Genomic DNA, 26,536 nt, shown 5'->3' with positions numbered 1-26,536 from the left:
GGCGCCCTGCCGGTCACTCCTCGACGCTCATGTACTCCTTGGCCCAGCGGATGTAATCCTCGGGTTGGGTGTAGGTGTGCGAGAGTTCGGTGGCGCTGAGATTCTCAGACTTGTTCTGCTGGCCGCGCTGCAGGCGCAGGCAGTCGTAAGTGGCCTTTATGGCTGCGAAGTACGCGGCGTGGCCATCGACCACGATGCGCACGCCCAGGCGCGCCAGGCGCTCGTCATCGCGCAGGTTGGGGTTGGCGTAGGTCACCAGCATCAAGGGCACAGTCAAGTGCTCGGCGATCTGCTCGAGCTGCTCGAAATCCTTCACCCCCACCATGCAGATACCGTCGGCCCCGGCCTTCTGGTAGCTCTGGGTACGCACGATGATTTCTTCGGTGGTCAGTACACCGGCGTTGGTGCGGGCGATGATAGACAGCGACGAATCGACCCGTGCTTCAAGCGCAGCGCGAATCTTGCCGACGCCTTCCTCAACCGGAATCAAGTCGGTGGACTTGCGCCCGAACTGGGCCGGCAGCAGGGTATCTTCGATGGTCAGCGCCGCCACACCGGCACGCTCCAGTTCAATGACCGTGCGCATGACATTCAGCGCGTTACCGTAGCCGTGGTCGGCATCGGCGAGCACCGGCAGTTGCGCCACACGGCCAATGCGCGTGGCCTGCTCGACGAACTCGCTCAAGGTGATCAGGGCAAAATCCGGCGCAGCCAGTACCTGCAGCGATGCCACCGAACCGCCAAGAATGCCGACTTCAAAGCCCAGGTCGGCGGCAATGCGCGCTGACATCGGGTCGAACACCGACGCTGTGTGGTAGCAGGAACCTGAAGCGAGCAGCTCGCGGAAGGCAAAACGCAAATCTTGGTGGGAAGCCCTGGGCATGATCACTCCGCAATAACGTGAAATTGAACGGTTGCTACCGACCCCTGAATCGGGTCTACCTGACCTGTTCCAACCGTCGCCATCTGGGCGGTCATGCTCGACATGCAGGCAGAGGAATAAAAGGTGTGGGATACAGCGGCACGAAAACCCTGCGGCAAATAGCTGCACCAAGCTGGTGCAGGCCACGGATTACAGCCCCTGCGGTCTAGCCACGATATCACGCAGCCATGCCTCACTGGATGAATGCGCCAATGCCGATCTTGCATAGGGGATGCAGATAGTACATAGGAAGCTACCTAAGTCAGGTTACAATTCATCGGCCTCAAGCCCATTGCCAAGGTAACCCCGTGACTGCCGCCCTGCCCCCGACCGTGCTGCGCAACGTGCTCACCGCCCTGATGCTGGCCATCTTCCTCGGTGCGCTGGACCAAACCATCGTCGCCGTCTCGTTGCCGGCCATCTCGGCCCAGTTCAACGATGTCGGCCTGCTCGCCTGGGTGATCTCTGGCTACATGGTGGCGATGACCGTGGCAGTGCCGATCTACGGCAAGCTGGGCGACCTGTACGGCCGGCGGCGGATGATCCTGACCGGCATCTCGCTGTTCACCCTGGCGTCGATTGCCTGCGCCCTGGCCCAGGACATGCAGCAACTGGTGCTGGCGCGCGTGCTGCAAGGGGTTGGCGCGGGCGGCATGGTGTCGGTCAGCCAGGCGATCATCGGGGACTTCGTGCCGCCCCGCGAACGCGGGCGTTACCAGGGCTACTTCAGCAGTATGTACGCCGTGGCCAGCGTCGCCGGGCCGGTGCTCGGTGGCTGGCTGACCGAGTACCTGTCGTGGCGCTGGGTGTTCTGGATCAACCTGCCGCTGGGGCTGGTCGCGTTGTGGGCGATCCACCGGGCGCTCGGCGACATGCCGGTGAAGCGGCGCGAGGCCCAGGTGGACTACCTGGGCGCGGTGCTGCTGATTCTTGGCCTGGGCAGCCTGCTGCTGGGCATTACCCTGGTCGGCCAAGGGCACGCCTGGACAGCGCCGCCGGTGCTGGCGCTGTTCGCCTGCGCGGTGCTTGGCCTGATGCTGTTCATTGCCCACGAGCGGCGCTGCCAGGAGCCTCTGCTGCCCCTCGGCCTGTTCGGCAACCGCGTCGCGGTGCTGTGCTGGGGCGTGATCTTTTTCGCCAGTTTCCAGTCGATTTCCCTGACCATGCTGATGCCCTTGCGCTACCAAGGCATCACCGGGGCGGGCGCCGACAGCGCGGCATTGCACCTGCTGCCACTGGCAATGGGCCTGCCGATGGGCGCCTTTACCGGGGGCCGCATGACCAGCCTCACTGGGCGCTACAAGCCGCAAATTCTCGCCGGTGCACTGTTGATGCCGGTGGCCATCTTCGCCATGGCGATCACACCGCCGCAGTCGGCCCTGCTCAGTGCCGTGTTCATGCTGCTGACCGGCATTGCCTGCGGGCTGCAGTTTCCAACTTCGCTGGTGGGCACGCAGAGCGCCGTGGACATCAAGGACATCGGCGTGGCTACCAGTACCACCAACCTGTTCCGCTCACTCGGGGGAGCCATGGGCGTGGCGTGCATGTCCAGCCTGCTGCTGGCGTTGCTGCACCAAGGTGGGTTCGAGTTGCTGGGCAATCCATTGCTGGGGAGCCTGAAGGCTGGCGAGGCAGACCCGCAGACCCAAGCGCGGTTGCTGGAGACATTCAGGCATTTGCTGATGGGCAGTGGCGTGATCGCCCTGCTGGGGCTGGTGGTGGCGTTGGCGTTGCCGGACCGGCAATTGCGTGGGCGTTGAGCCTGCAGGGGCCGCTTGTCGCTGGATCTTCTGCGCCCTTGAGATCGAGCGCCGCGCGGGCGGCGCTCGATTTGCGCCCCCCCTCAAAATCCAAGACAAGCGCCTGGCAGCCACGCACTCCCACCATTACGTGAAGCACCTTAATCCCCCGTTAATACAATGAGGAAACACTCCCTCACAATCCTTAACAAAGAGTCATTTGCGCAGAGCCGGGCTCAAGCGCAGCATATCCAGCCCAGTGTCGACCCATTTTTCGACGTCACGCAGCAGATCGAAACTGTCTGGCAGCAATAACCAGCGCCCGATCAGGCCATCGACATAGGCAAACATGGCCACCGCCGCGCGCTCGGCATCCAGCGCGGCAGGCAACTGGCCCCGGCGCACTGCATTGGCAAGCGCCAGGGTAATGCCCTTGTGGCAATCCAGCACCGTGCTCTGGCGCTGCTGGCGAATTTCACACATGTCATCGGTGAACTCGCACTTGTGATGCAGAATCTCATTGATACGCCGGGTTCGTGCATCGAGCACCAGCTCGTTGAACACCTGCAACAGCAGCTTGCGCATGCAACCAAGCGGGTCCAGTTCATCCTCGCTTTCGCTCGCACGCGCAAGGTGGTCATGGGTTTCGTGCAGGCTGTCGAGCAACGCCTGCACCAGTTCAGCTTTGTTATTGAAGTGCCAGTAGATCGCACCTCGGGTCACGCCCGCCAATTCGGCGATGTCAGCCAAGGTGGTTCGCGCAACCCCGCGCTTGTAGAAGGCCTTTTCCGCCGCCTCGATAATCTGGGCGCGGGTTTCCTGGGCTTCTTCTTTGGTTCTACGGACCATGGCAGTACAACCTCATCTGGGCCCGAGCGCGCGGCGCACACGGGGAAACCGCCGGGGTCGCCTCTGCAGGGCGTCTCCCGGATGGGCTAATCAAGGGCTGCGGCAGTAGCCAAGTACTACCCAGCGGTATTTACAAACAACCATGAATGTAAGTATATTCCTTAGCAAGCTATTTATCCACCCGATAGCATTTTTCTGACCAGACTCTTCCATTACTCTTGAGCGTCTCCTGCTCCAGCGCCCCGAGGATCCTCATGCAATTCAAGCCAGCCGTTACCGCTCTGGTTTCCGCCGTCGCCCTGGCAACACTGCTCAGTGGCTGCAAGAAAGAAGAAGCAGCGCCTGCCGCGCAGGCTCCTCAGGTCGGCGTCGTGACCCTCCAACCACAAGCCTTCACCCTGACCTCGGAATTGCCGGGGCGTACCACGTCCTACCGCGTCGCCGAAGTGCGCCCACAGGTCAATGGCATCATCCTCAAGCGCCTCTTCAAAGAAGGCAGCGACGTCAAGGAAGGCCAGCAGCTCTACCAGATCGACCCTGCCGTCTATGAAGCCAACCTGGCCAATGCCCAGGCCAACCTGCAGGCGACCCGCTCGCTGGCCGAGCGGTACAAGCAGCTGATCGATGAACAAGCCGTCTCCAAACAGGAATACGACGACGCCAATGCCAAACGATTGCAGGCCGAGGCAGCACTGAAGAGCGCCCAGATCGACCTGCGCTACACCAAGGTCCTGGCACCGATCAGCGGCCGCATCGGCCGTTCCACGTTCACCGAGGGCGCACTGGTGAGCAATGGCCAGACCAACGCCATGGCGACCATCCAGCAACTCGACCCGGTCTACGTCGACGTCACCCAGTCCACCGCCGAGCTGCTCAAGCTGCGCCGTGACCTGGAAAGCGGCCAGCTGCAAAAGGCCGGTGACAACGCCGCCTCGGTGCAACTGGTGCTCGAAGACGGCAGCCTGTTCAAGCAGCAGGGCCGCCTGGAATTCTCCGAAGTCGCGGTCGACGAGACCACCGGCTCGGTGACCCTGCGCGCGATCTTCCCGAACCCCGACCACACCCTGCTGCCTGGCATGTTCGTGCATGCCCGCCTGCGCGCCGGGGTCAACGCCAACGCCATCCTGGCCCCACAGCAGGGCGTGACCCGCGACCTCAAGGGCGCGCCGACCGCACTGGTGGTCAACCAGGAAAACAAGGTCGAACTGCGCCAGCTCAAGGCCAGCCGCACCCTGGGCAGCGACTGGCTGATCGAGGAAGGCTTGAACCCAGGCGACCGCCTGATCACCGAAGGCCTGCAATACGTGCGCCCAGGCGTCGAGGTCAAGGTCAGCGAAGCCACCAACGTCAACAAGCCGGCCAGCCCTGATCAGGCCAATGCGGCGAAAGCAGACGCCAAAGCGGAGTAAACCATGTCGAAGTTCTTTATCGATCGCCCGATCTTCGCCTGGGTGATCGCCTTGGTGATCATGCTGGTCGGGGCACTGTCGATCCTGAAGTTGCCGATCAACCAGTACCCGAGCATCGCGCCACCGGCCATCGCCATCGCCGTGACCTACCCAGGCGCCTCGGCGCAGACGGTGCAGGACACCGTGGTGCAGGTCATCGAGCAGCAGCTCAACGGTATCGACAACCTGCGTTATGTGTCTTCGGAAAGTAACTCCGACGGCAGCATGACCATCACCGCCACCTTCGAGCAAGGCACCAACGCTGACACCGCGCAGGTTCAGGTTCAGAACAAGCTGAACCTGGCTACGCCGCTGTTGCCGCAAGAAGTGCAGCAACAAGGTATCCGCGTCACCAAGGCGGTTAAAAACTTCCTGCTGGTGATCGGCCTGGTGTCTGAAGATGGCAGCATGACCAAGGACGACTTGGCCAACTACATCGTCTCGAACATGCAGGACCCGATTTCGCGGACTGCTGGTGTGGGTGACTTCCAGGTGTTCGGTGCACAGTACGCCATGCGTATCTGGCTCGATCCGGCCAAGTTGAACAAGTTCCAGCTGACCCCAGTCGACGTCAAGACCGCAGTCGCCGCGCAGAACGTGCAGGTGTCCTCCGGCCAGCTCGGCGGCCTGCCGGCCACACCGGGTACCCAGCTCAACGCCACCATCATCGGCAAGACCCGCCTGCAAACCGCCGAGCAGTTCGAGAAGATTCTGCTCAAGGTCAACAGCGACGGCTCCCAGGTACGCCTGGGCGATGTCGCCGACGTAGGCCTGGGTGGCGAGAACTACGCCGTCAGCGCCCAGTTCAACGGCAAGCCGGCGTCGGGCCTGGCGGTCAAGCTGGCCACCGGTGCCAACGCCCTGGACACCGCCAAGGCCCTGCGCCAGACCATCAGCGACCTCGAGCCGTTCTTTCCGCCTGGCGTAAAGGCCGTGTTCCCGTATGACACCACGCCGGTGGTCACCGAATCGATCAGCGGGGTAATCCACACCCTGATCGAAGCCGTGGTCCTGGTGTTCCTGGTGATGTACCTGTTCCTGCAGAACTTCCGCGCCACCATCATCACCACCATGACCGTACCGGTGGTGTTGCTGGGTACTTTCGGCATCCTTGCCGCTGCGGGCTTCAGCATCAACACCCTGACCATGTTCGCCATGGTCCTGGCCATCGGCTTGCTGGTGGACGACGCCATCGTAGTGGTGGAAAACGTCGAGCGGGTAATGTCCGAAGAGGGGTTGCCACCCAAGGAAGCGACCAAGCGCTCCATGGAGCAGATCCAGGGAGCCCTGGTGGGTATCGCCCTGGTGCTGTCGGCGGTACTGCTGCCAATGGCCTTCTTCGGCGGCTCCACCGGTGTGATCTATCGGCAGTTCTCCATCACCATCGTCTCGGCCATGGGCCTCTCGGTGCTGGTGGCGCTGATCTTCACCCCTGCACTGTGCGCCACCATGCTCAAGCCGCTGAAAAAGGGCGAGCACCATGTGGCCAAGGGTGGTTTCTTCGGCTGGTTCAACCGTAACTTCGACCGCAGCGTAAACGGCTACGAGCGCAGCGTCGGTACCATCCTGCGCAACAAGGTGCCATTCCTGCTGGCCTACGCGCTGATCGTGGTCGGCATGATCTGGCTGTTCGCCCGCATCCCGACGGCGTTCCTGCCTGAAGAAGACCAGGGCGTGCTGTTTGCCCAGGTGCAGACCCCGGCAGGCTCCAGTGCTGAACGCACCCAGGCGGTGGTCGACCAGATGCGTGAGTACCTGCTCAAGGACGAAGCCGATACCGTGTCGTCGGTGTTCACCGTCAACGGCTTCAACTTCGCCGGCCGCGGTCAAAGCTCGGGCATGGCCTTCATCATGCTCAAGCCGTGGGATGAGCGCTCCAAGGAGAACAGCGTGTTCGCCCTGGCCCAGCGTGCCCAGCAGCACTTCTTCACCTTCCGCGATGCGATGGTATTCGCCTTCGCCCCGCCTGCCGTACTCGAACTGGGTAACGCCACCGGCTTCGACGTGTTCCTCCAGGACCGCGGCGGTGTCGGCCATGCCAAACTCATGGAAGCACGCAACCAGTTCCTGGCAAAAGCCGCGCAGAGCAAGGTGCTCAGCGCCGTGCGCCCGAACGGCCTGAACGATGAGCCGCAGTACCAGCTGACCATCGATGACGAACGTGCCAGCGCCTTGGGCGTGACCATTGCCGACATCAACAACACCCTGTCGATCGCCCTGGGTGCCAGCTACGTCAACGACTTCATCGACCGTGGCCGGGTCAAGAAGGTGTACATCCAAGGCGAACCGAACGCCCGGATGAGCCCAGAAGACCTGCAGAAGTGGTATGTGCGCAACGGCAAAGGCGAGATGGTGCCGTTCTCCTCCTTCGCCAAAGGTGAATGGACCTACGGTTCACCGAAGCTGTCCCGCTACAACGGCGTCGAGGCGATGGAAATCCTCGGTGCGCCAGCGCCTGGCTACAGTACCGGTGAGGCCATGGCCGAGGTTGAGCGTATCGCTGGCGAACTGCCAAGCGGTATCGGCTTCTCCTGGACCGGCATGTCCTACGAGGAAAAACTCTCCGGCTCGCAGATGCCGGCACTGTTCGCCCTCTCGGTCCTGTTCGTGTTCCTGTGCCTGGCAGCCCTGTACGAAAGCTGGTCGATCCCGATCGCCGTCGTGCTGGTCGTACCGCTGGGGATCATCGGTGCACTGATCGCCACTAGCCTGCGCGGGTTGTCCAACGACGTGTACTTCCTGGTCGGCCTGTTGACCACCATCGGCTTGGCGGCGAAGAACGCGATCCTGATCGTCGAGTTCGCCAAAGAACTGCACGAGCAGGGCCGCAGCCTGTACGACGCCGCGATCGAGGCGTGCCGCATGCGTCTGCGCCCGATCATCATGACCTCGCTGGCGTTCATCCTTGGCGTGGTACCGTTGACCATCGCCAGCGGCGCTGGCGCCGGCAGCCAGCACGCCATCGGCACCGGCGTGATCGGCGGCATGATCAGCGCCACCGTGTTGGCAATCTTCTGGGTACCGCTATTCTTCGTCGCAGTGTCGTCGCTGTTCGGCAGCAAACAGCCGGAAAAAGACGTCACCCCTGAAACTCCACGTTATGAGGCTGGGCAATGACCAAGTCTTTGTTGTCCCTGGCGGTAACCGCTTTGATTCTTGGCGGCTGCTCGCTGATCCCTGATTACCAGACCCCGGAAGCGCCGGTGGCAGCGCAGTGGCCGCAAGGCCCTGCGTACTCGCCGACCGAAGCGGCAGACGTTGCCGCCGCCGAACAGGGCTGGCGCCAGTTCTTCCACGACCCGGCCCTGCAGCAGCTGATCCAGACCTCGCTGGTCAACAACCGCGACCTGCGTGTCGCGGCGTTGAACATCGACGCCTACCGTGCGCAGTACCGCATCCAGCGGGCCGACCTGTTCCCGGCCGTTTCGGCCACCGGCAGCGGCAGCCGCCAGCGGGTACCGGCGAATATGTCGCAGACCGGCCAAGCCGATATCACCAGCCAGTACTCGGCCACCCTCGGCGTCAGCGCCTATGAACTCGACCTGTTCGGCCGGGTGCGCAGCCTGAGCGAGCAGGCCCTGGAAACCTACCTGTCCAGCGAGCAGGCGCGGCGCTCCACGCAGATCGCCCTGGTGGCCAGCGTGGCCAACGCCTACTACACCTGGCAGGCGGATCAGGCGCTGTTCAAGCTGACCGAAGAAACGCTGAAGACCTACCAGGAAAGCTACAACCTGACCCGTCGCAGCAATGAAGTCGGGGTGGCCTCCGCCCTCGACCTCAGCCAGGCACGCACCGCCGTGGAAGGCGCGCGGGTCAAGTACTCGCAGTACCAGCGCCTGGTGGCACAGGACCTCAACAGCCTGACCGTGCTGCTGGGTACCGGCGTACCGGCCGACCTGCCTGCGCCACTGGAGCTCAATGCCGACCAGTTGGCCGAAGTACCGGCCGGCCTGCCGTCGGACATCCTCCAGCGTCGCCCGGACATCCAGGAAGCCGAGCACCTGCTCAAGGCCGCCAACGCCAACATCGGCGCGGCCCGCGCAGCGTTCTTCCCGAGCATCAGCCTGACCGCCAATGCCGGTACCCTGAGCCCGGACATGGGCGGCCTGTTCAAGGGGGGGTCGGGCACCTGGCTGTTCCAGCCGCAGATCAACCTGCCGATCTTCAACGCCGGTAGCCTGAAGGCGAGCCTGGACTACTCGAAGATCCAGAAGGACATCAATGTCGCCAAGTACGAAAAGACCATCCAGACCGCCTTCCAGGAAGTCTCCGATGGCCTGGCGGCGCGCAAGACCTTCGAAGAGCAGTTGCAGGCACAACGTGACCTGGTGCAGGCCAACCAGGATTACTACCGCCTGGCGGAGCGTCGCTACCGTATCGGTATCGACAGCAACCTGACCTTCCTCGACGCCCAACGCAACCTATTCAGCGCCCAGCAGGCACTGATCGGTGATCGCCTGTCGCAGCTGACCAGCGAGGTCAACCTGTACAAGGCGCTCGGCGGTGGCTGGTACGAGAAGACCGGTCAGGCCAATCAGCAAGCTTCGGTTCAAACACCGAAAAGCTGAATGATCCGCTAGCAGCATCAAGCCCACCTTCACGGTGGGCTTTTTGTTTTCGGTTGCCCGCGAAGAGGCCGGCACATGAAAACAATTAACCAACTGGAACATTCCGTTCGATAATCGCCCCATACCGTCTGCGACGAATTGCCTCGCCCCTTCCCTACCCCGCACCATCCGCTCACGCAACGTTGCCCACGTTCATCAAAAGACCCGTGCTTGCAGGCCGCATCCTGCAATGCAACGGTTCGCCAATAAAAACAAGAGATCCACGACAGATGAGCATTTCGTACCCCGCACGCCAGCTGCTGCCAGGCCTGTTGGCCATGTCCTGCACCCTCCCCGTGTTCGCCGCCGACGGTGGTTTCATCGAAGACGGCAAGGCCACCCTCAACCTGCGCAACTTCTACATCAACCGCAATTTCGTCGACCCGGCACACCCGCAGGCCAAGGCCGAAGAATGGACCCAAAGCTTCATCCTCGACGCCCGCTCCGGTTTTACCCAGGGCACCGTCGGTTTCGGCATGGACGTACTGGGCCTGTACTCGGTCAAGCTCGATGGCGGTAAAGGCACCACCAACACCCACCTGCTGCCGGTGCACGACGATGGCCGCCCCGCCGATGATTTCGGCCGCCTGGGCGTGGCCTTGAAAGCCAAGCTCTCGCAGACCGAATTGAAGGTCGGCGAATGGATGCCGGTGCTGCCGATCCTGCGCTCCGACGATGGTCGCTCGCTGCCACAAACCTTCCGCGGCGGCCAGCTGACCTCCAAGGAAATCGACGGCCTGACCCTGTACGCCGGCCAGTTCCGCGCCAACAGCCCGCGCAACGACGCCAGCATGGAAGACATGTCGCTCAATGGCCGCGGTGCTTTCACGTCTGACCGCTTCAACTTCGGCGGCGGTGAGTACACCTTCAACGACAAGCGCACGACGATTGCCCTGTGGGATGCCCAGCTCAAGGACATCTACCGCCAGCAGTACCTCAATCTGGTCCACAGCCAGCCACTGGGCGACTGGACCCTGGGCGCCAACCTCGGTTACTTCACCGGCAAGGAAGACGGTGCCGAGCGCGCCGGCGACCTGGACAACCGCACCGCCTCGGCGCTGCTCTCGGCTCGCTACCAGGGCCATACCTTCTACGTCGGCCTGCAGAAGGTCAGCGGCGATGACGCCTGGATGCGCGTCAACGGCACCAGCGGCGGCACCTTGGCCAACGATAGCTACAACTCAAGCTTCGACAACGCCAAGGAACGCTCCTGGCAGGTGCGCCATGACTTCAACTTCGCCACTGTCGGGGTACCGGGGCTGACCCTGATGAACCGCTATATCAAGGGTGACAACGTGACTGCAGGTGGCGTTGACGACGGCAAGGAGTGGGCGCGGGAAACGGAACTGGCTTATGTGGTGCAGTCGGGCAGTTTCAAGGACCTTTCGTTGAAGTGGCGCAACTCGACCATGCGCCGGGACTTCAGCACCAACGCGTTCGATGAGAACCGCTTGATCGTGAGCTACCCGTTGAACCTGCTGTAATTTCACAGGCCTCTTCGCGGGTAAACCCGCTCCCACAGGTCCGCGCCGGTTTGAAGAACCACGCGGTCCCTGTGGGAGCGGGTTTACCCGCGAAGAGGCCGGATGAGTTGATTCATAAATAACTTTATCGCATAACAACCTAAACAAACCTTCGTTGACGACATAAGCTGTAACAGCTTAAATCGAGCCCTGATCCCCGCCCCAGAGCCGCGACATGGACCTCCGTCAACTGCGCTACTTCATCGCCCTCAACGAATACCGCAGTTTTGTCCGCGCCGCTGAAGCCATGGGCATCACCCAGCCTGCATTCAGCCGTGCCATCCAGGGCCTGGAGCAGACATTCGGCTGCGCCCTGGTAGACCGCGCCAGCAAGGCACTGCCACCCACCCCCGAAGGCTTGGTGGTGCTGCAGCACGCACGCCGCCTCGTGCAAGGTGCCGCGCAGTTGAGCAACGAAGTGCTGCAGATGACCAAGCTCGACGCTGGCGAGTTGCACTTCGGCAGCGGCCCGGCCCTGGCTGTTCGCCTGGTCCCCGATGCCCTGCGCCACTTCATCGACAGCCACCCGGGTATTCGTACTTCGCTGCTGGTGGACAATGCCGAGCGCCTCGGCCAGGCACTGCGCCGTGAGCAGATCGAATTCTTCGTCGACGACATCCGCCCGTTCGAGGCCGACCCCAACTTCCATACCGAGCCGCTTTCGCCACGCCCCGGCCTGTTCTTCTGCCGCCCCGGCCACCCGTTGCTGGCCAAGGACAGCTTGTCGACCAACGACCTGTTCACCTACCCGCTGGCCAGCGCCCTGCTCGCGCCCGGCGTGCGCAAGCGCCTGGCCAACCTGAGCGGGCGCAGCGACTTCACCCCGCACCTGCAGACCGAGCACCTGGCGGTGCTGCGCAGTGTCGTGCAGGCCAGTAATGCAATCGGTACCGCCAGCGAAGAAGCCGTTGCCGAAGACCTGGCGGCCGGCAGCCTGGTGCGCCTGCACTGGCGCAACCTGCCGCCCGCACTGGAGGTGCTCAGCGTGCGCTGCGGCGTGGTCAGCCGCAGCGGTTACCGGTTGTCGCCGGCGGCGCGGGCGATGATCGAGACGCTGGTAGGGCTGGATGCGCCCCTGCGGAGTGCTGCCATTCGCTGAAGTGATGATGCTGGTGGGCTGCAGGCTATCCTGAGCAATATAGGTTGCCTGTGCCCGCGAAGGGACCGACACAGGCAGTAAAACCCGATCAGGCAAACCAGGGAGGCACAATAATGAAAAACCTCGAAGAGCACCTGAGCCAGTACGCCAATTACCACCGCGACCCGCGCAACATCGCCACCCATTTCGTCGGCATTCCACTGATCGTGCTGGCCGTGACCATTCTGCTGTCACGCCCAGGCTGGGACATTGCAGGCATCTGGCTGTCACCTGCCCTGCTGGCGGCCGCCGCCTCGGTGTGGTTCTACCTGCGCCTGGACCTGCGCTTCGGGCTGGTCATGGGCCTGCTGCTGGGGCTGTGCCTGTGGGTTGGCCAGGTACTGGCGGTGCAAAGCACCGGGCTGTGGCTGGGGGCTGGGCTGGGGGCATTTGTGCTGGGCTGGATCATCCAGTTCGTCGGCCACTACTACGAGGGCCGCAAGCCGGCGTTCGTCGACGACATCAGCGGGCTGATCATCGGCCCGCTGTTCGTGGTGGCCGAAGCTGCATTCATGCTGGGGTTGTGCCCAGCGCTGAAGCGGGCCGTGGAAGCCAACGCCGGGCCGGTAACACTGAGGTCGATGTAGGAGCGGCCTTGCGTCGCGATCGGGCCGCGTAGCGGCCCCAGGTTTCAGTGATACCGCAAATACTGTTGGGGCCGCTTTGCGGCCCGATCGCGACGCTAGGCCGCTCCTACAAAGGCCGCAAGGATCAAGCGCGCGACTCAACCCCCAGCTCATCCCACACCGACTCCGCCAGGTGGAAGGTGGCATTGGCTGCCGGAATACCGCAATAGATCGCGCTCTGCATCAGCACTTCCTTGATCTCGTCACGGGTCACGCCATTGTTGGCAGCGGCGCGCAAGTGCAGCTTGAGCTCGTCGTTGCGGTTCATGCCGATCAGCATGGCGATGGTGATCAGGCTGCGGGTATGGCGCGGCAGGCCGGGGCGGGTCCAGATATCACCCCAGGCATGGCGAGTGATCATTTCCTGAAACTCGCCATTGAAGTCGTTGAGCTTCTCCAGGCTGCGGTCCACGTGGGCATCGCCCAGCACCGCGCGGCGCACTTGCATGCCCGCGTCGTAGCGTTGTTTCTCATCCATGGCGTCGTCCTCAGTGGGCCAGCAGGAAGTCGAGTACACGGCGGCTGAAGCGCTCGCCAATCTCGACGTTGGACAGGTGCGCCGCCGGGAAATCGACATACTCGGCACCCTTGATAGCCGCCTGCATGAAGCGGCCATGTTCCGGCGTGGTCACCACGTCTTCAGTACCGGCAACGATCAGCGTCGGCACTTGGATACGCTGAACCTGCTCGCGGTAGTCGGCGTCGCGTACCGCAGCGCAGTTGGCCGCATAGCCCTCAGGCTGGGTCTGCGCGAGCATCTGGCAGATACGCTGGGCCTGCTCGGGCTGCGCCTGGGCGAAGGCCGGGGTGAACCAGCGGGCAATGGACGCGTCGCGCAGCTCGACCATGGCCTGTTGGCCGCCCTTGAGCACGGTGTCGATACGCGGGTTCCAGACCTCATCGCTGCCAATCTTGGCGGCGGTGTTGCACAGGGTCAGGCTGGCCAGGCGCTCGCCGGCGTTGATGCCCAGCCACTGGCCGATCAGGCCGCCCATCGACAGGCCGACGAAGTGCGCCTTGTTGATGTCCAGGGCGTCGAGCAAGGCCACGACGTCGCGGCCCAGTTGCTCGATGCTGTACGGGCCGGCGGTCACCAGCGAATCGCCGTGGCCGCGGGTGTCATAGCGCAGCACACGGAAGTGCTCGCTCCACACGGGGATCTGCGTGTCCCACATGCCCAGGTCGGTGCCGAGGGAGTTGGACAAGACCAGCACCGGAGCATCCGCCGGGCCATCGATTTGATAGTTCAGTACGCCATCGGCCAGTTGCAAATGCGCCACAGCAGTCTCCTTCAGGCAGTGAAACGTTGATGTTCGGCCACGGCGCGCGCCACCCAGACGCGGGCCTGGCCAAGGTAATGGGCAGGGTCGAGCAAGCGATCGAGTTCTTCTGCCGACAATTCGGCACTGACCTGCGGCTCGTCACCTAGCACGGCACGCAGGTGGCGCTGTTCGGCGACGGCGCGCTGGCAGCACTGCTCGAGCAAATGGTGGGCGCGATCACGGCCCAGGCGCTGAGCGAGGACAATGCTGACCGCCTCGGCCAGCACCAGCCCCTGGGTCAGGTCGAGGTTGCGGCGCATACGTTCGGCATCGACCTGCATGCCTTCGGCAATCACCTGGGCCTGGCGCAGGGCGCCGGAAACCAGGCAGCAGATATCCGGCAGGGTTTCCCACTCGGCATGCCACAGGCCAAGGCTGCGTTCATGTTCTTGAGGCATAGCGGCGAACAAGGTCGACAACAGGCCCGGCACGCGGGTGGCGGCACCGATCAGCACGGCGGCACCCACCGGGTTGCGTTTGTGCGGCATGGTCGACGAACCACCTTTACCTGGCGCGGAAGGCTCGAACACCTCGCCCGCCTCGGTCTGCATCAGCAGGCTGACATCGCGGCCAAACTTGCCCAGGCTGCCGGCGATCAGGCCCAGCACCGAAGCGAATTCCACCAGCCGGTCGCGCTGGGTGTGCCAGGGTTGCTCGGGCAAGTGCAGCTTGAGCTGCTCGGCCAGGCCCTCGGCCACCGGCATGGCTTTGCTGCCCAACGCAGCCAGGCTGCCGGACGCACCACCGAACTGCAGGCACAGCAGGCGCGGGCGCAGCTCCTGAAGCCGCTGGCGATGACGGGTCAGCGCGCCCAGCACACCGGCCAGCTTCATGCCCAAGGTGACCGGCGTGGCGTGTTGCAGCCAGGTACGCCCCACCATCGGGGTGTCGGCATGGTGCAAGGCCTGGCGCGCCAGGGTATCGGCCAGTTGAGCGAGGTCTGCCTCGATCAGGTCGAGGGCATCGCGCAGTTGCAGCACCAGCCCGGTGTCCATGGCGTCCTGGCTGGTGGCGCCCAGGTGCACGTAGCGCTCGGCCTCGGGCACGCCGCTGGCGATCACTTTGCCCAGCGCCTTCACCAACGGGATCGCCGAGTTGCCGGCACTGGCAATGGCATCGGCCAGGGCGCCAGCGTCGTAACGCTCAGCCTTGCAGGCCGCCTCGATGGCCGCCACCGCACTGTGCGGCACCAGCCCCGCGGCCGCTTCGGCGCGGGCCAGGGCGGCTTCGAAATCGAGCATGCCCTGCAGGCGGCCACGGTCGGAGAAAATCTCGCGCATGGCCGGCGCGGTGAAGTAGGCATCGAACAGCTGGTTGTCCGCACGGTACGTCATTGCAGGTCCTTAATCGTCATGGTGCAGGTACGCCGCCTGCTTCGGCAGGCGCAGGCTGAACAGGAAAGCCACCGCCATCATGGCCGTCACGTACCAGTAGAAAGTGTTTTCCATGCCCAGGGTCTTCAGGCCCAAGGCCACGTATTCAGCAGACCCGCCGAACATGGCGTTGGCCACCGCATACGCAAGGCCCACACCCAGTGCGCGCACCTGCGGCGGGAACATCTCCGCTTTTACCAGGCCGCTAATCGAGGTGTAGAAACTGACGATACACAAGGCCAGGCTGATCAGCACGAACGCCAGGAACGGGCTGGTCACGGTCTTCAGCGCCATCAACAGGGGCACGGTGAACAGCGTGCCCAAGGCGCCGAACAGCAGCATCGAGTTACGCCGGCCGATACGGTCGGACAGCATGCCGAAGAACGGCTGCAGGATCATGAACAGGAACAGCGCCCCCGTCATCACATAGCTGGCGCTCTTGGCGTTCATCCCGGCCGTGTTGACCAGGTACTTCTGCATGTAGGTGGTGAAGGTATAGAAAATCAGCGAACCGCCGGCGGTGTACCCCAGTACGGTGATGAACGCCGCAGCGTGATTGCGGAACAAGCCGCTGATCGAGCCGGCGTCTTTGTCATTGCGGGTTTCGGCGTTGCTGGTTTCGTGCAGCGAGCGACGCAGCATCAACGAGATCAACGCAGCCACGGCACCGACCACGAACGGAATACGCCAGCCCCAGGCGCGCAGTTCGTCCTCGGTCAGCAACTGCTGCAGGATGACCACCACCAGCACCGCCAGTAACTGGCCGCCGATCAGGGTCACGTATTGGAACGAGGCGAAGAAACCGCGCTGGCCGCGCAGAGCCACTTCACTCATGTAGGTCGCCGTGGTGCCGTACTCGCCACCTACCGACAGGCCTTGGATCAAGCGGGCGAGCAATAGCAGCGCCGGCGCCCAGGTACCAATGCTGCCGTAGGTCGGCAGGCAGGCAATCATCAAGGACCCGGCGCACATCATCAGCACCGAGATCATCAGGGAATTCTTGCGGCCATGGCGGTCGGCCAGGCGGCCAAAGATCCAGCCACCAATGGGGCGCATCAGGAAGCCCGCTGCGAACACACCGGCGGTGTTGAGCAACTGCACAGTGGGGTCGTCGGAGGGGAAGAAGGCCGGGGCGAAGTAGATCGCGCAGAAGGCGTAGACGTAGAAGTCGAACCATTCCACCAGGTTGCCTGAAGAGGCACCTACGATCGCGAAGATACGCTTGCTGCGTTCTTCGCCGGTGTAATAGGTTGAGGTCATGAGGTTTTACTCCTGGAGGGTCCTAGGTAAGTCTAGACATACCTAGTAACACACTCGTTCCGCGGCGCGGCTGGCCATTAGCCTTGTGTCTCATAGATCCGGCCTCTTCGCGGGTAAACCCGCTCCCACAGAGGATTGCGTGGATCCCTGTGGGAGCGGGTTTACCCGCGAAGAGGCCGAGCCTGATCAAACCCGCTCGATGGCCAACGCCAAACCTTGGCCTACCCCCACACACATGGTCGCCAGGCCTTTACGCCCGCCGCTCTTCTCCAACTGATGCAACGCCGTCAGCACCAGGCGCGCGCCACTCATGCCCAGCGGGTGGCCCAGGGCAATCGCGCCACCATTGGGGTTCACCTGCGGCGCATCATCGGCCACACCCAGCTCACGCAGCACGGCCAGGCCTTGGCTGGCGAACGCTTCGTTCAGCTCGATCACGTCGAAGTCACTCATCGCCACACCCAGGCGCTCGGTCAGCTTGCGCACCGCTGGCACCGGGCCAATGCCCATGACTCGAGGAGCAACGCCGCCGCTGGCCATGCCCAGTACCCGGGCACGTGGGGTCAGGCCGTGTTTCTTCACCGCTTCCGCCGAGGCCAGGATGAGTGCCGCAGCACCGTCGTTGACACCCGACGCGTTGCCTGCGGTGACGGTCTTGTCCGGGCCATTGACCGGCTTGAGCTTGGTCAATGCTTCCAGGGTGGTTTCCGGGCGCAGGTGTTCATCACGCTCGACGATAGTTTCGCCCTTCTTGTGAGCAATGCGCACTGGCACGATCTCTTCGGCGAAGAAGCCGGCTGCCTGGGCCGCGGCGGCCTTTTGCTGGCTGCGCAGCGCGAATGCATCTTGGTCGGCGCGGGACACCTGGTAATCGTCAGCGACGTTATCAGCGGTTTCCGGCATCGAATCGACGCCGTACTGGCTCTTCATCAGCGGGTTGATGAAACGCCAGCCGATGGTGGTGTCTTCAAGCTTCATGTTGCGCGAGTAGCCGCTTTCGGCCTTGCCCATCACGAAGGGTGCACGCGACATCGACTCAACGCCACCGGCGATGGCCAATTCCATTTCGCCACTGGCGATCGCGCGGAACGCCGTGCCGATGGCATCCATGCCCGATGCGCACAGGCGGTTCAGGGTCACGCCAGGAATGCTCTCGGGCAGGCCCGCCAGCAGCAGCGCCATGCGCGCCACGTTGCGGTTGTCTTCACCGGCCTGGTTGGCACAGCCGAAGAACACTTCGTCGACCTGATCCCACTGCACCGAAGGGTTACGCTCGATCAGCGCCTTCAGCGGCACTGCCGCCAGGTCATCGGCGCGCACGCCGGCCAGGGCGCCGCCGAAGCGGCCGATCGGGGTGCGGATGGCGTCACAGATGAATACGTCGCGCATTTGGCTTCTCCTGCCATCTGGCCATGGGCCGCGGCGGTATGGGCTTCGAGGTCGCGTAAGGCGGACATCTCGATTCGGGTGGATTCGGTGGTGGTCTGCACGTCGCCGGCAAAGCGGATCGCCCAGCGGATGGCCGCAACGATCTGCTCGCGGATTGGCCCCCGAATGAACCGCAGCGACAGCGAATTCATGGGGTGCCGGCTCGCTTTGGAGACTCCCGGTCAGGGTTCATCAGTGCGTTCAGATTAAGGAGACTGGTAGGTCCCTTACAATCCGATAATCGACCTTATGTGCGATTATCGAACCATTTATGTATTTCTACTGTAGGAGCAGCCTTGTGCTGCGAATGGGCCGCAAAGCGGCCCCCTTCGGCACTCAGGTCGCGTCCGCGTGGCTGACCAGCCCTTTCACGACCACACCCACCGTCGCCAATGCCGCCGGCACCAGCAGCGCTGTCAGCACCTGTTCGAAATTCCAGCCCAGGCCCAGCAGCGTCGCACCACTCCAGGCGCCGAGGATCGCGCCAAAGCGGCCGATGCCCAGCATCCACGAAACGCCCGTGGCACGCCCTTGGGTTGGGTAGAAGCGGGCAGCCAGCGACGGCATGGCCGACTGCGCACCGTTAACGCACATGCCAGCGACCAGCACCAGGGTGGCGAGCAGGGTGATGTTGCCCAGGCTCTGCCCAACTGCGTAGGCAAACACCCCGGCCAGCAGGTAGAAAATGCCGATGACCTTGTGCGGGTTGAAGCGATCCATGGCCCAGCCCACCCCGACTGCGCTCAGCACGCCGCCAAACTGGAACAGTGCGCCAATGAACGCCGCCTGCTCCATGCTGGCCCCGCTGTCACGCATCAGGGTCGGCAGCCAGCTGGTCAACAGATAGACAATCACCAAGCCCATGAAGTAAGTCAGCCACAGCAACATCGTGCCCAGGCCGTAGGTGCCCGAGAAGATGACCGCGAATACGTTGCGCGCCGCCACCGCCTTTTGCTCCGGCACGCTGAAGCTGGCCGCCTGGGCCACTACCTGCGGCGCAATCGGCGCCAGGGTTTTGCGGACTTTATCCGTACCGCGATTACGCACTACCAGGAAGCGTGCCGACTCCGGCAACCAGATGAGCAACACCACCGCCAGCAACAGCGGCAGCACGCCACCGATCACCAGCAGGCTATGCCAGCCATACGCCGGGATCATCTTCGCGGAGATAAACCCACCGCCCGCCATGCCCAGATTGAAGCCGCAGAACATGCTGGTCACCAGCAGCGATTTGAGCCGCTCAGGGGTGTACTCGGACAGCAGCGTCGTCGCATTGGGCATACCCGCACCCAGGCCAAGCCCGGTGAGGAAGCGCAGGACCAACAACTGGTCGACGTTGGTCGCGTAGGCCGAGGCCAGGCTGAAGCCGCCGAACACCAGCACGGCAGCCACCAGCACGCCTTTACGCCCGAAACGGTCGGCCAGCGGGCCTGAGCCCAGTGCGCCGAACACCATGCCGATCAACGCGGCACTCATGACCGGGCCGAGGCTGGCGCGGTCGATGCCCCACTCCTGCGACAAGGCCGGGGCGATGAAGCCCATGGCGGCAGTGTCCAGGCCATCGAGGAAAACGATCAGAAAACACAGCAGCACGACGCGCCATTGATAGCGGGACAGCGGCTGGTCGTTGATGAACGACTGGACGTCGAGGCATTTGCCGACGTTGGTTTGCGGTTGGTTCATTGTTGTTATCCAGAATTAGGGCACGGCCATGCCACTGCACTCAGCGCGCAAGTACAGGGTTCGATAATAGGAGGATGGCGGCCTGCGTCAGCCTGGATACAACAGTGCTGCGAGCGGGTGCGGCCGCGGCAGCGATGGGACAGTAGTCATGGTATGTGCCTCACATGTTTTTCTTGTTCGGTCGGCAAAGCCGACCGTTGCGAGAGACATTAATCAGCCTACCGGGACGACGCAATTCACTGAGCACGACATTGTGCGTTTATCGAACAGGAAAGGCGTCCGTGCTCGATAATGGGGCAGGAAGGGCGCTCAGCGGCCCTCCCTTGCGCGGCATCACCCGAACAATTGATGGCAAAGGTCCCGACTGGCTGCCAGCAGGATCGGCAAGAAGCGCTGCTCCAGTTCGCTGCGCGTCACACGCCCGACGTGGGTGCTGACGTTCAATGCAGCCAGCACCTGCCCCGAAGCGTCATAGATCGGCACGGCGATGGAACGCAGCCCTTGCTCCAGCTCCTGGTCCACCACGCACCAGCCCTGGGCTCGTACTTGCTGAATGCAGGCAAACAACGATTCGGCATCGTGCAAGGTGCGGCTGGTACGCGGCTTGAGGTCAGCCCGGTCGAGGTACTCGCGCAGGCTGGTGTCGTCCATCGCCGCCAGCAAGATGCGCCCCATCGACGTGCAGTAGGCCGGCAAGCGCCCGCCTACCGACAGGTCGACCGAGATCAACCGCTCCACAGTCGCCGATCGGGCTATATAAAGGATGTCGTCACCTTCGAGGGTGGCCATGTTGGCCGCCTCGTGCAGTTGGTCACTGATGCGGTCCAGGTACGGCTGCGCAGAAATCGCCAATGGCGTCGACGACAGGTAGGCATGGCCCAGGGTCAGCACCTTGGGCAACAGTGAATATGTGCGCCCGTCAGTCGTCGCATAGCCCAGCTTGATCAAGGTATGCAGGCAACGGCGCACGGCTGCGCGAGGGATTTCGGTGCGGTGGCTGATCTGGGCGATGGTCAGGTGGCGCTTGCGCTCCTGAAACGCCTGGATAACCGCCAGCCCTCGCGCGAGGGAGGTCATGAAATCCGGGTCGCCAGTAAACGCCTGAATACGCTTGGCCGGCGACGCCACGATCGGCGGCGCCAGGGCGGGTGCGGCAGGGCGTGCCGACTCTGGGTTGGCAGATTCGTTGGCCGCTGTTTCGTCGCTCATCGCTCACCTCAAAAAAAACGCTGGTTCGTGCGATTATCGAACGAACGGCCGATAATCGCAATTGACCGCTGACACTTTTGCTTATACCTTTCTCATGCCACTTTGTGGCTTCTTTGGAGAGACTGGTCAGGTACCCACCGTAGAAGTCCCAGGCAACGGCCTCGCCTTGTGCGAGGCCGTTTTACTTTCTGCGCTCGCCATGGCTGGCCGACGAACTTTTGCCGCTCGCTCCTTTCAAAGTTATACGCACGGTGTGACGCGTTACCCATTGAGCCCAACTACTTCGACGGGCATGTCAGGCTTTGGTAAATATCCCTGTTCGAAGAATTATCGGTTGCTATAATCGATTGGGTTGTACGCCTTGTTGCTGTGGTAATGGAACACACCGCTGTCTCCAGCACTTACGGGCAACCCACGCATGTGCAGGTTCTGTATGGCACCCCCTCTGCTTTCCCTGTGGCATCCTTTGTATGCGCAGGGGCATGCTGTACAGCTAAAACAACAGTCTTAATTCAACTTACTCAGGTACTACTGTGACGAAAGATGAACTGCGCGCAGAACTCGAGCGCCAGGCTGAACGTTACAAGGATGTTTACGGTGGTGAAGTGACCACTTACGCCGCCCAACCGGACCCCGAACGCAAACCGTGGCGCAAGCGCGCCAGCGTGCGTGACCAGGCGTTCAACCAGGAACTGGAAAAAATGGAAAAGGAACTGCGCAGCGACAAGCCGTAAGCGCAACGTTCCGCCTTCCGCGTCGTCGCCCGGCCTGCCCGGGCGCGGTCGATCTTTACTCAGAGGTCGATGATGAAATGGAATTACACAAATTTCATACGACCGTTTGAATCAGTCAAGCGTCGATTATTTCCCAGACATTTGCCGATTTTTTGAATATTTCACGCTTTTTTGCGGACGCTACTGTTCATGCAAGCGTTGGCAAGCACGTGGAGGCTGCGTCACAGTGCGTGCTATTGGTCTGTAGCAGGTGCATCGATTGCCAATATTTTCTGGCATAATCCCGCCCCCCTAAGACCGCCAGACAACCTTCATGATCGATTTATTCAGCGGACTGGATGCCTGGGTGTTGGTGAGCCTCCTGCTCGCCTTGACCTTCGTACTCGCCTTCGAGTTCATCAATGGCTTTCATGACACCGCCAACGCGGTAGCTACCGTCATCTATACCAAAGCCATGCCGCCGCACCTCGCCGTGTTCTTCTCCGGCGTGTTCAACTTCCTCGGCGTTCTGCTCGGTGGTGTCGGGGTGGCCTATGCCATCGTTCACCTGCTGCCGGTAGAGCTGCTGATCAATGTGAACACCGGACACGGCCTGGCCATGGTCTTCTCGCTGTTGGCTGCGGCCATCACCTGGAACCTGGGCACCTGGTACTTCGGTATCCCGGCTTCCAGCTCGCACACGCTGATCGGCTCGATCCTCGGTGTCGGCCTGGCCAACGCCCTGATCAACGACATCCCGCTGGGCGATGGCGTCAACTGGCAGAAGGCGATCGACATCGCCATGTCGCTTGTGGTCTCGCCAATGGCCGGCTTCGCGGTCGCTGCGCTGGTGCTGATCGGCCTTAAATGGTGGCGCCCGCTGTCGAAGATGCACAAGACGCCTGAACAGCGCCGCAAGCTCGACGACAAGAAGCACCCGCCGTTCTGGAACCGCCTGGTACTGGTGATTTCGGCCATGGGCGTGAGCTTCGTGCACGGCTCCAACGATGGCCAGAAAGGCATTGGCCTGATCATGCTGGTGCTGATCGGTATCGTACCGGCCAAGTTCGTGCTCGACCTGAACAGCACCACCTATCAGATCGAACGCACCCGCGACGCCACCTTGCACATGAGCCAGTTCTACGAGCGCAATGCCGCCACCCTGGGTGAGTTCCTGGCATTGGGCAAGGCCAAGGCGAGCGACCTGCCGGAGCAGTTCAGCTGCAACCCGCAGCAGACCGAGCCGACCATCGCCGCGTTGCAGGCCTCGCTCAAGGGCGTGACCGACTACCACACCCTGGATGCCGAGAAGCGCGTGGAAGTTCGCCGCTACCTGCTCTGCCTGGATGACACGGCGAAAAAGGTCGGCAAGCTGCCAGGCCTTGATGCCCGTGAAAAGGCAGACCTTGAGAAGCTGCGCAAAGACCTCACCGCCACCACCGAATACGCACCGTTCTGGGTGATCGTGGCCGTTGCCCTGGCCTTGGGCTTGGGTACCATGGTCGGCTGGAAGCGCGTGGTCCTGACCGTTGGCGAGAAGATCGGCAAGCAGGGCATGACCTACGCCCAGGGCATGTCGGCGCAGATCACCGCGGCCTGTGCCATCGGCATGGCCAACGTGTTCAGCCTGCCGGTATCGACCACCCACGTGTTGTCGTCCGGCGTGGCCGGTACCATGGTCGCCAACAAGAGCGGCCTGCAAGGCGGCACCGTGAAGACCATCCTGCTGGCCTGGATCCTGACCCTGCCTGCCTCGATGGGCTTGGCAGCTGGCCTGTTCTGGCTGGCGTCCAAGGCAATCGGCTGAGCGACACCGCTGTAGAAAAAGGCGCCTTCGGGCGCCTTTTTCATATTACCGCGCCCCTGTAGGAGCAGCCTTGCGCTGCGAAAACGTCGGCAAAGGCACTACAGCTTCATGGGCTGTACCGGCCTCTTCGCAGCACAAGGCTGCTCCTGCAGTGCGTGGCGCTGCTAGCGCTTCTTGCCCCCCAATAACGACCCCATCAGCCCGCGCACCAATTGCCGCCCCAACTGATTGGCCGCCTGCCGCACGGCGGACTTGATCGCCTGCCCCGCTGCACTCTGCAAAAAATCGCCAGCTTTGTCGGCAAAGCTCTCTTCATCGGCCTTCGGCACTGGCGCTGGCTCGACAGGCTCACCTTTGCGCTGAGTGAGCATTTCATAAGCCGACTCACGGTCCACCGGCTTGTCATAACGCCCGGCCAGCGGTGACGAGGTAATCAATGCAGTGCGCTCAGCCGCACTCAATGGCCCGATACGCGACTGCGGCGGCGCAATCAGCACCCGCTGCACCATGGCGGGGGTGCCCTTCTCTTCCAGCGTACCGACCAACGCTTCACCAATACCCAGCTCGGTCAGCACCGCCAGGCTGTCGAATGCGGGGTTGGGGCGGAAACCATCGGCCACGGCCCGCAGCGACTTCTGCTCTTTTGCGGTGAACGCACGCAAACCATGCTGGATGCGCAAACCCAATTGGGCCAGCACCGCATCGGGTAGATCACCTGGCGACTGGGTCACGAAGTAGACCCCCACGCCCTTGGAGCGAATCAGCCGAACCACCTGCTCCAGGCGGTCCTGCAACGCCTTGGGCGTGCCATTGAACAGCAAGTGCGCTTCATCGAAGAACAGCGTCAGTACTGGCTTGTCGGCATCGCCGCGCTCTGGCAACTGTTCGAACAACTCCGCCAACAGCCACAGCAGGAAGGTTGCATACACCTTCGGCGCTTCATGCACCAGCCGGCTGGCATCAAGCAGGTGGATGCGCCCACGGCCGTCACTGCCGGGCCGCAGCAAGTCTTCGAGTTGCAACGCGGGCTCACCGAACAGCGCCTCGGCACCTTGCTGCTCCAGTGTCGCCAGGCGACGCAGCAAGGCCTGGGTGGAGGCACTGGTCATCAGCGCGCTGTCTTCACCCAGCATCTGCGGGTTGTCCTTCAGGTGCGCCAGCAGCGCCTTGAGGTCCTTGAGGTCGAGCAACAGCAGGCCTTCACGGTCGGCCACCTTGAATGCCGCATACAAGGCTGCCTGCTGGCTGTCGGTCAGTTCCAGCAGGTTACCCAGCAGCAGCGGCCCCATTTCGCTGAGGGTCGTGCGCAAGGGGTGGCCGGACTGCCCGGCGATATCCCACAGGCTTACCGGATAAGCCTGCGGCGTATGCCCCAACCAAGGCATGCCGGCAATGCGTTCGGCCACCTTGCCCTGCGGTGCGCCCGCCGCACCCAGGCCGCACAGGTCGCCTTTTACATCGGCCGCGAACACCGCCACGCCCGCATCACTGAACACCTCGGCCAGGTGCTGCAAGGTGACCGTCTTGCCGGTGCCAGTGGCGCCGGCCACCAGGCCGTGACGGTTGGCGAGGCGCATGGCTTGATTGACAGGCTGACCATCAAGGCCCGCCCCTACAACTATTTGCGAAGAATCCGACATCTTCTTTCATCCTCTTCTCAAGCTTTGCCGCGTATCGGCCGATACCTCGGGGTGATATTCGCCTAGAACACAGTAACAACCCAACTAGGACTTCCCGGGATGTTGCACTGTCTTGCAGATGTATTCGTGCGAACGCCCGATAAAACCTTAGCGGAACCGATTACTCCATGAGCAAAAGCCTTCGTTTCAGCCACAAGATTCTCTTGGCGGCCTCACTGATCGTGATACTCGCCTTCAGCCTGTTCACCCTCTATAACGATTATCTCCAGCGTAATGCCATCAGAGAGGATCTGGAGAATTATCTGACTGAAATGGGCGAGTCGACTTCGACCAATATCCGCAACCTGTTCGAAGGCCGTATAAAGCTGGTGGAGAACCTGGCACAGAACATTGCCCAGGCCCCCAACGACGCTGAAACCCTGATGGGGCAGAATGCGCTGATCACAAGCTTCCTCACCGTGTACCTGGGCAAGGTCGATGGCGGCTTCAGCGTGCGCCCGGACGCCAAGATGCCTGAGGGTTATGACCCGCGTACCCGCCCCTGGTACAAGGACGGCATGAACGCCTCTGGCGCGACCCTGACCGAGCCGTACATCGACATGACCACCAACAAGATGGTCATCGGCATCCTCAGCAAGGTCTCCAACAGCGTGGGCGTGGTCGGCGGCGACCTGGCCCTCGACGGCTTGGTGCAGATCATCAACTCGCTGAACTTCGGCGGCATGGGCTACGCCTTCCTGGTCAACGACCAAGGTAAAATCCTGGTACACCCGGACCAGAGCCTGGTGATGAAATCGCTGTCAGACCTGTTCCCTCAGCACACGCCGAAACTGTCCGGTGAGCTGACGGAAGTCCAGGCCCAGGGCGAGACCCGCCTGCTCACCTTCACCCCGATCAAAGGCCTGCCTTCGGCCAACTGGTACATCGGCCTGTCGGTGGACAAGGACAAAGCCTTCTCCATGCTCAGCACCTTCCGCACCTCGGCGGTGATCGCCACGCTGGTCGCGGTGGTCATCATCATCGGCCTGCTCGGCCTGCTGATTCGCGTGCTGATGCAACCGTTGCTGACCATGACCCGCGCCATGGAAGACATCGCCGAAGGCGAAGGCGACCTGACCAAGCGTCTGCGCATCCACAACCACGACGAATTCGGCCTGCTCGGCAGCGCCTTCAACCGCTTCGTCGAGCGTATCCACGGCTCCATCCGCGAAGTGTCCTCGGCCACCGAGCAGGTCAATGAAGTGGCCCT

19 protein-coding genes and 2 pseudogenes are annotated in these 26,536 nt (G+C 62.6%); 10 read left to right on the top strand and 11 right to left on the bottom strand.

The window, feature by feature from the left end; genetic code table 11:
- Positions 1–13: 13 nt before the first annotated feature.
- On the bottom strand, positions 14–883 hold the full coding sequence (locus tag GIB19_RS11535) for an isocitrate lyase/PEP mutase family protein (RefSeq protein WP_027594101.1): 870 nt from the start codon (positions 881–883) through the stop codon (positions 14–16).
- A gap of 347 nt (positions 884–1,230) precedes the next feature.
- Here GIB19_RS11535 and GIB19_RS11530 point away from each other — a divergent pair, with 347 nt between their 5' ends.
- The gene (locus tag GIB19_RS11530) at positions 1,231–2,682 is read left to right on the top strand and encodes an MDR family MFS transporter (protein ID WP_238209422.1); all 1,452 of its coding nucleotides are present in this window, start codon (positions 1,231–1,233) and stop codon (positions 2,680–2,682) included.
- 195 nt (positions 2,683–2,877) lie between these two features.
- On the opposite strand, the gene ttgR is transcribed toward GIB19_RS11530, so the two are convergent.
- The gene (gene ttgR / locus GIB19_RS11525) at positions 2,878–3,510 is read right to left on the bottom strand and encodes an efflux transport transcriptional regulator TtgR (RefSeq protein WP_099430322.1); all 633 of its coding nucleotides are present in this window, start codon (positions 3,508–3,510) and stop codon (positions 2,878–2,880) included.
- Between the two features lie 254 nt (positions 3,511–3,764).
- Between ttgR and ttgA the strand changes: the two genes are divergently transcribed.
- The 6 genes from ttgA (at position 3,765) to GIB19_RS11495 (ending at position 12,813) form a co-directional block, all read left to right on the top strand.
- On the top strand, positions 3,765–4,919 hold the full coding sequence (gene ttgA / locus GIB19_RS11520) for a toluene efflux RND transporter periplasmic adaptor subunit TtgA (RefSeq protein ID WP_027594098.1): 1,155 nt from the start codon (positions 3,765–3,767) through the stop codon (positions 4,917–4,919).
- A gap of 3 nt (positions 4,920–4,922) precedes the next feature.
- Positions 4,923–8,075 carry a multidrug efflux RND transporter permease subunit TtgB gene (gene ttgB / locus GIB19_RS11515; protein ID WP_099430323.1) on the top strand — a complete coding sequence of 1,051 codons (3,153 nt, stop codon included), beginning with the start codon at positions 4,923–4,925 and terminating at the stop codon, positions 8,073–8,075.
- Complete coding sequence (locus tag GIB19_RS11510; RefSeq protein WP_186677646.1) at positions 8,072–9,526, top strand: AdeC/AdeK/OprM family multidrug efflux complex outer membrane factor; 1,455 nt, start codon at positions 8,072–8,074, stop codon at positions 9,524–9,526. Before ttgB ends, GIB19_RS11510 begins: the two co-directional genes overlap by 4 nt.
- A 269-nt stretch (positions 9,527–9,795) precedes the next feature.
- Positions 9,796–11,049 carry an OprD family porin gene (locus tag GIB19_RS11505; RefSeq protein ID WP_027594095.1) on the top strand — a complete coding sequence of 418 codons (1,254 nt, stop codon included), beginning with the start codon at positions 9,796–9,798 and terminating at the stop codon, positions 11,047–11,049.
- A 214-nt stretch (positions 11,050–11,263) separates the two neighbouring features.
- Positions 11,264–12,187 (top strand): LysR family transcriptional regulator, encoded by a 924-nt coding sequence (locus tag GIB19_RS11500; protein ID WP_085273601.1) that lies wholly within the window; start codon positions 11,264–11,266, stop codon positions 12,185–12,187.
- A gap of 113 nt (positions 12,188–12,300) precedes the next feature.
- Positions 12,301–12,813, top strand: coding sequence for an Mpo1 family 2-hydroxy fatty acid dioxygenase (locus tag GIB19_RS11495; RefSeq protein ID WP_186677647.1), 513 nt, complete (start codon positions 12,301–12,303; stop codon positions 12,811–12,813).
- Between the two features lie 124 nt (positions 12,814–12,937).
- Here GIB19_RS11495 and pcaC read toward each other — a convergent pair whose 3' ends face one another.
- The 8 genes and pseudogenes from pcaC to pcaR all read right to left on the bottom strand — a co-directional run bounded on the left by pcaC (position 12,938) and on the right by pcaR (position 21,127).
- Entirely contained in the window at positions 12,938–13,330 is a 393-nt protein-coding gene (gene pcaC, locus GIB19_RS11490) for a 4-carboxymuconolactone decarboxylase (RefSeq protein ID WP_027594092.1), read from the bottom strand.
- A gap of 10 nt (positions 13,331–13,340) precedes the next feature.
- Positions 13,341–14,132, bottom strand: a complete 792-nt coding sequence (gene pcaD, locus GIB19_RS11485; protein ID WP_027594091.1) for a 3-oxoadipate enol-lactonase — start codon at positions 14,130–14,132, stop codon at positions 13,341–13,343.
- Positions 14,133–14,143: 11 nt separating this feature from the next.
- Positions 14,144–15,508, bottom strand: coding sequence for a 3-carboxy-cis,cis-muconate cycloisomerase (locus tag GIB19_RS11480; RefSeq protein ID WP_027594090.1), 1,365 nt, complete (start codon positions 15,506–15,508; stop codon positions 14,144–14,146).
- Positions 15,509–15,517: 9 nt separating this feature from the next.
- Positions 15,518–16,807, bottom strand: coding sequence for an MFS family transporter (locus tag GIB19_RS11475; RefSeq protein WP_027594089.1), 1,290 nt, complete (start codon positions 16,805–16,807; stop codon positions 15,518–15,520).
- 186 nt (positions 16,808–16,993) lie between these two features.
- Positions 16,994–18,196: a 3-oxoadipyl-CoA thiolase gene (pcaF, locus tag GIB19_RS11470; protein WP_099430329.1), complete on the bottom strand. Its 1,203-nt coding sequence runs from the start codon at positions 18,194–18,196 to the stop codon at positions 16,994–16,996.
- Positions 18,197–18,198: 2 nt separating this feature from the next.
- Positions 18,199–18,394: pseudogene (locus tag GIB19_RS11465) on the bottom strand (CoA-transferase subunit beta); the annotation flags it as partial.
- 177 nt (positions 18,395–18,571) lie between these two features.
- Entirely contained in the window at positions 18,572–19,918 is a 1,347-nt protein-coding gene (locus GIB19_RS11460) for an MFS transporter (RefSeq protein WP_027594087.1), read from the bottom strand.
- Between the two features lie 333 nt (positions 19,919–20,251).
- Entirely contained in the window at positions 20,252–21,127 is an 876-nt protein-coding gene (pcaR, locus tag GIB19_RS11455) for a pca regulon transcriptional regulator PcaR (protein WP_050580745.1), read from the bottom strand.
- 533 nt (positions 21,128–21,660) lie between these two features.
- On the opposite strand from pcaR, the gene GIB19_RS11450 reads away from it, so the two are divergent.
- Together GIB19_RS11450 and GIB19_RS11445 are read left to right on the top strand one after the other, a co-directional pair.
- Positions 21,661–21,861: a hypothetical protein gene (locus GIB19_RS11450; RefSeq protein WP_027594085.1), complete on the top strand. Its 201-nt coding sequence runs from the start codon at positions 21,661–21,663 to the stop codon at positions 21,859–21,861.
- Between the two features lie 313 nt (positions 21,862–22,174).
- Positions 22,175–23,647 carry an inorganic phosphate transporter gene (locus GIB19_RS11445; protein WP_027594084.1) on the top strand — a complete coding sequence of 491 codons (1,473 nt, stop codon included), beginning with the start codon at positions 22,175–22,177 and terminating at the stop codon, positions 23,645–23,647.
- Positions 23,648–23,811: 164 nt separating this feature from the next.
- Here the strand turns inward: GIB19_RS11445 and GIB19_RS11440 are convergent, their stop codons facing one another.
- Positions 23,812–25,287, bottom strand: a complete 1,476-nt coding sequence (locus GIB19_RS11440) for a helicase HerA-like domain-containing protein (RefSeq protein ID WP_274886012.1) — start codon at positions 25,285–25,287, stop codon at positions 23,812–23,814.
- Positions 25,288–25,454: 167 nt separating this feature from the next.
- Between GIB19_RS11440 and GIB19_RS28400 the strand changes: the two are divergent.
- Positions 25,455–26,471, top strand: a pseudogene (locus GIB19_RS28400) (HAMP domain-containing protein); the annotation flags it as partial.
- Between the last annotated feature and the right edge of the window lie 65 nt (positions 26,472–26,536).

The organism is Pseudomonas sp. ITEM 17296 (assembly GCF_028895205.1).
Taxonomy (GTDB): domain Bacteria; phylum Pseudomonadota; class Gammaproteobacteria; order Pseudomonadales; family Pseudomonadaceae; genus Aquipseudomonas; species Aquipseudomonas kermanshahensis.
This window is presented reverse-complemented; position numbering and strand designations above follow the sequence as displayed.

Coding starts and splice junctions, on each gene's coding strand:
- GIB19_RS11475 (WP_027594089.1), bottom strand. CDS start 16,807: ATGACCTCAACCTATTACACCGGCGAAGAACGCAGCAAGCGTATCTTC.
- ttgB (WP_099430323.1), top strand. CDS start 4,923: ATGTCGAAGTTCTTTATCGATCGCCCGATCTTCGCCTGGGTGATCGCC.
- GIB19_RS11505 (WP_027594095.1), top strand. CDS start 9,796: ATGAGCATTTCGTACCCCGCACGCCAGCTGCTGCCAGGCCTGTTGGCC.
- ttgA (WP_027594098.1), top strand. CDS start 3,765: ATGCAATTCAAGCCAGCCGTTACCGCTCTGGTTTCCGCCGTCGCCCTG.
- GIB19_RS11500 (WP_085273601.1), top strand. CDS start 11,264: ATGGACCTCCGTCAACTGCGCTACTTCATCGCCCTCAACGAATACCGC.
- pcaC (WP_027594092.1), bottom strand. CDS start 13,330: ATGGATGAGAAACAACGCTACGACGCGGGCATGCAAGTGCGCCGCGCG.
- GIB19_RS11480 (WP_027594090.1), bottom strand. CDS start 15,508: ATGACGTACCGTGCGGACAACCAGCTGTTCGATGCCTACTTCACCGCG.
- GIB19_RS11460 (WP_027594087.1), bottom strand. CDS start 19,918: ATGAACCAACCGCAAACCAACGTCGGCAAATGCCTCGACGTCCAGTCG.
- GIB19_RS11440 (WP_274886012.1), bottom strand. CDS start 25,287: ATGTCGGATTCTTCGCAAATAGTTGTAGGGGCGGGCCTTGATGGTCAG.
- GIB19_RS11510 (WP_186677646.1), top strand. CDS start 8,072: ATGACCAAGTCTTTGTTGTCCCTGGCGGTAACCGCTTTGATTCTTGGC.
- GIB19_RS11445 (WP_027594084.1), top strand. CDS start 22,175: ATGATCGATTTATTCAGCGGACTGGATGCCTGGGTGTTGGTGAGCCTC.
- ttgR (WP_099430322.1), bottom strand. CDS start 3,510: ATGGTCCGTAGAACCAAAGAAGAAGCCCAGGAAACCCGCGCCCAGATT.
- GIB19_RS11535 (WP_027594101.1), bottom strand. CDS start 883: ATGCCCAGGGCTTCCCACCAAGATTTGCGTTTTGCCTTCCGCGAGCTG.
- pcaR (WP_050580745.1), bottom strand. CDS start 21,127: ATGAGCGACGAAACAGCGGCCAACGAATCTGCCAACCCAGAGTCGGCA.
- pcaF (WP_099430329.1), bottom strand. CDS start 18,196: ATGCGCGACGTATTCATCTGTGACGCCATCCGCACCCCGATCGGCCGC.
- GIB19_RS11495 (WP_186677647.1), top strand. CDS start 12,301: ATGAAAAACCTCGAAGAGCACCTGAGCCAGTACGCCAATTACCACCGC.